A 3,355-nucleotide genomic window follows, 5' to 3' on the forward strand; every position below is an offset into this window, starting at 1 on the left:
AGTAAAATTTACTTCTCCGCCGTGGTGTCGAAGGCGCAAGGTTAAACCGTGGATTTCGCGAATTCTGCACCGAGCAAACGACGCCCCCCAATCTCCATACCGGGCACCCACTGACGCTGTCGCAGCGACATCGCTAAAAAACGCCAGCCGGTGAGGGCTGGCGCTTATACGCGAGTGATGAGTACGGTTCGGTGGCTAATCTGTACTGGCCTGTTGCAAAAGCTGAAGATGGCGGAGATCGCGAACGTCCTTAAGCGCCTTTTCAATCGATGGCAACATCGCTGCCGAATCCGTCCGGTCTTCATCGTTGTCGAAGACAATCTCGCTGTCACAGTCGATGTTGTCCTGAAGCCAGTCAATCAGAATGTTGAGTGCTGCTTCGGTGGTTAATTCCGGCATGTGAAAACCTTGTGGTGATTGAGGCTGGGTTACCAGTCGAAGGTGGCAAATTCAGGTAGCAGTTCACCGAGGGCATCCAGATTGAGGATACGGATGGCATAGCTTCGCATCAGCGTGACGACTAACCGGCGACAGGCCTTTGATAACCCCAGCCGCTTTAGTTCCAGCACGGGATGTAAACGGGCATTCAGCCTGAGAATAAATCCGTAGCCGGTATACAGTATCCAGTCGCCGTTGTTGCCATCGTGACGTTGAAGGGTTATGTGTTCAAAGATAGCGTTATCCTCACCGGTGATGTGCGCGGTGCTATACTGGAACCCATTCAGACGAGCTGCATGTGGTAGAGAATCTTCCACGACCAGTTTTCCGGGTTCGTCAGCAACGCGAAGCGAATACCCGTTGTCGCAGACCACATTGATCAGGTCGGCCAGTTCCATACCGTCGATATCTACAGCGATCCGGCCCCCGTTAAGGGCCAGAACGTTGATGATATCGGCTTCTACCGTCAGGGACAGCTTCATGGCTGCACCTCGCGGTATTTACCGGTGGTGATGTCGGTCACCGTTCTGTAATCGTTGCGGGTCATCAGCCCGGTGGCTTTGCGGGCGCGAAGGATGTCGATACTGGTGATAAGCGGCGACTGTGTTTCTGCACTGAAGCCGCGGCGATCGGTGCGTACCAGGTCATACTTTTCCACGATAAAATTCACGGCGTCGCACAGTGATATACCCGCGTCGATATGCTCCTGAATGACGCTGTCGTTGCCAAACGGCGTGTCGTTAAGCGTGAGGCCATAGTGCTGGTCCAGCAGGTGGCTAAGGAGCTGCTGCCAGATTTCAACGGGTGACGGGCGTGATGAAGCCTCCCGCGTGGCGGAGAGTGGTTGGGTTTGCATCGCTGGATCTCTTTGTTGATGGGTAAAAATAAGGAGTAAGACGCTTTACGCGGTTGTTACGGGTGTCGGATAAATCGCCAGGTACACGTACCCATGCGAGCCGAGGCTATCGGCCTCGCAGGTAAGCCCTTTTGCATACAGGGTCACACTGTGCTGATGGCGGGGAGTGAGTTCGCCGCTGGTGAGCATCAATTCAAGTTGCTTCAACAGCAGCGGGAATGCCTGGTCCAGATGGCGTAAATCCGCCTCGCTGAAGGTCCCAGTGATGCTGGCGCGGTCATTCAGGTAATGCAGCCGGTTGCCTTCCTGCACCAGACGGGCACCAAAACAGGGTGTGATATCGCGTTTAAGCCCCCACCAGGGTTCGGCGATATCGTGGTTTACAGGCGGTATGTTATTCGACAATTTTTGCCTTCCTTACACGTGAATTAATTGAGCGTGACGCTGCGCAACACGACATACGGGCCGTTGCGGCCCTGACGACGCTCGGCAAATACAGCCAGCACACCGTAGATATCCTGCACCTCACGGCCAGCATAGTGGCAGACGCTGCCGGACCACTGATAGCGCCCGGTACAGAAACGAAACAGCCGGGACTGCGGATGCTGGCGGTATATCGCCATTGCCTGGCGCTTACTGATAATCTTCATCGATATTTTGCTCCTTAAATCCATCCTCGCTCTGCAAACGAGACTATTTCCATCCCGCCCACCACCAGATGGTCCAGGAGACGGATATCGACCAGCTCCAGTGTCTGTTTCAGACGCTCTGTAATCAGTCTGTCAGCCTTGCTGGGCTCCGCCTCCCCTGACGGGTGGTTATGCGCCATAACGCAAGCCGCAGCGTTATGCTTCAGACCGGCCTTTACGACCTCACGCGGATGCACGGTGATGGTGTTGATTGTTCCGAGAAAAAGCGTGTCGTGGGCTATCAGGCGATGCTGATTGTCGAGCCACAGAACGGAAAGAGCTTCCCTTTCCAGAGGAGCGAGATGCAGGCGCAGCCAGTCGCGGACGGCATTGCTGGACGTAAATGACGCGCCGGGTTCGCGTAGCTGACACTCCAGCAGGGTTAAGGCTTCCCGGATGGTTTGCTGGTCGGCAGGGGCTAATGCGGCGGCAAACAGCGGTAACTGTTGTTCCATAATTTTGACCTCAGTCGATGATGTGCATGATGGCGCTGCATTCTGCGTGACTGAGCGCGTAGTCCCGCAGGCGGTAATAGTGATCCGTCATGGTGTCGCATTCAGTGCGCATAGCGTGGTGGCTGTAAGTCATCAGACAGACGGTAATCCCGGCAGCTTCAGCGCTGAGCTCACCGCCATTTCCGTTCAGGGTGTTGAACAGCGACCATTGTTCATCGGTATTGTCGTCAGCTTCCGGAGCCATAAACGCGCCGCCGTTGCTGAGCGTATAAAAATTCCAGATACCCCCGCTGTAGTCAGTGCAGAAGCGGTCCATCCAGGCGAAGACGGTGGGTTCTAAAGTGATCCACTGCGGTATGTTGCCGAAGTGCTGCGGCCAGAATTCCACGCGCTGTTCGTCCGAGATGAGCGTGGCGGTCAGTGCTGGTTCAGAATCGGTACCGGCAGATTGCGGACGTAACGGGAGGGTATCGTTAAGGTTGATAATGTCGGTCATGTCAGTTGTTCCTTGTTTACTTATGGGGTCAGGGGTTCTGGTTCAGCAGGCGTGACGGGCAGGACTGCGCATAGCCATCCTCATCACAGCGTGATGGCCAGCGGCCTTCAGGAAGACTTAAGCTGCACAGGCTGAGCTCACCGGGTCGGTAGAGAAGATGTGCACACCAGGCGCACAGGTCGTCATCAGAGACGGAGCGGCAACCTGTCCGGTAGGTCAGTGAAAGCGGATATGGCGCCACCTGAATCGCGCCCTCGGGAATACGCGGCATTACTTCAGCGTCTCCAGCAGACTTTCCGCCATTACCCAGAGCGCCCTGTTGAGTTTCACGTCGCCATCGATACCATTAACCGCACGGGTGTGACTGCGTTTGCCCTTCGCGGTACGTCCGGGCAGGCCGCCTTTCAGCAGGTTCTCCTGT

General features: G+C 55.6%; 8 protein-coding genes and 1 pseudogene. All 9 read right to left on the bottom strand.

The features are described from left to right. Positions 1-195 precede the first annotated feature (195 nt). Positions 196-399, bottom strand: a complete 204-nt coding sequence (locus tag DEO48_RS22895) for a DUF957 domain-containing protein (protein WP_109846383.1) — start codon at positions 397-399, stop codon at positions 196-198. 29 nt (positions 400-428) lie between these two features. Continuing rightward, positions 429-920 (bottom strand): DUF5983 family protein, encoded by a 492-nt coding sequence (locus DEO48_RS22900; RefSeq protein WP_109846384.1) that lies wholly within the window; start codon positions 918-920, stop codon positions 429-431. After that, entirely contained in the window at positions 917-1,294 is a 378-nt protein-coding gene (locus tag DEO48_RS22905; RefSeq protein ID WP_109846385.1) for a TA system toxin CbtA family protein, read from the bottom strand. Before DEO48_RS22905 ends, DEO48_RS22900 begins: the two co-directional genes overlap by 4 nt. A 45-nt stretch (positions 1,295-1,339) precedes the next feature. Then, the gene (locus DEO48_RS22910) at positions 1,340-1,699 is read right to left on the bottom strand and encodes a type IV toxin-antitoxin system YeeU family antitoxin (protein WP_109846386.1); all 360 of its coding nucleotides are present in this window, start codon (positions 1,697-1,699) and stop codon (positions 1,340-1,342) included. 23 nt (positions 1,700-1,722) lie between these two features. Further along, complete coding sequence (locus tag DEO48_RS22915) at positions 1,723-1,944, bottom strand: DUF987 domain-containing protein (protein ID WP_109846387.1); 222 nt, start codon at positions 1,942-1,944, stop codon at positions 1,723-1,725. A gap of 14 nt (positions 1,945-1,958) precedes the next feature. Further along, positions 1,959-2,438 carry a DNA repair protein RadC gene (gene radC, locus DEO48_RS22920; protein ID WP_109846388.1) on the bottom strand — a complete coding sequence of 160 codons (480 nt, stop codon included), beginning with the start codon at positions 2,436-2,438 and terminating at the stop codon, positions 1,959-1,961. A gap of 10 nt (positions 2,439-2,448) precedes the next feature. Next, positions 2,449-2,934: an antirestriction protein gene (locus DEO48_RS22925; RefSeq protein WP_109846389.1), complete on the bottom strand. Its 486-nt coding sequence runs from the start codon at positions 2,932-2,934 to the stop codon at positions 2,449-2,451. 28 nt (positions 2,935-2,962) lie between these two features. Continuing rightward, the gene (locus tag DEO48_RS22930) at positions 2,963-3,205 is read right to left on the bottom strand and encodes a hypothetical protein (protein ID WP_109846390.1); all 243 of its coding nucleotides are present in this window, start codon (positions 3,203-3,205) and stop codon (positions 2,963-2,965) included. Further along, positions 3,205-3,355 (bottom strand): annotated as a pseudogene (locus tag DEO48_RS27265) (DUF945 domain-containing protein); the annotation flags it as partial. The gene DEO48_RS22930 and the pseudogene DEO48_RS27265, both read right to left, overlap by 1 nt.

The sequence above is a fragment of the Enterobacter sp. CGMCC 5087 genome (assembly GCF_003144775.1).
Taxonomy (GTDB): Bacteria; Pseudomonadota; Gammaproteobacteria; order Enterobacterales; family Enterobacteriaceae; genus Enterobacter; species Enterobacter cloacae_M.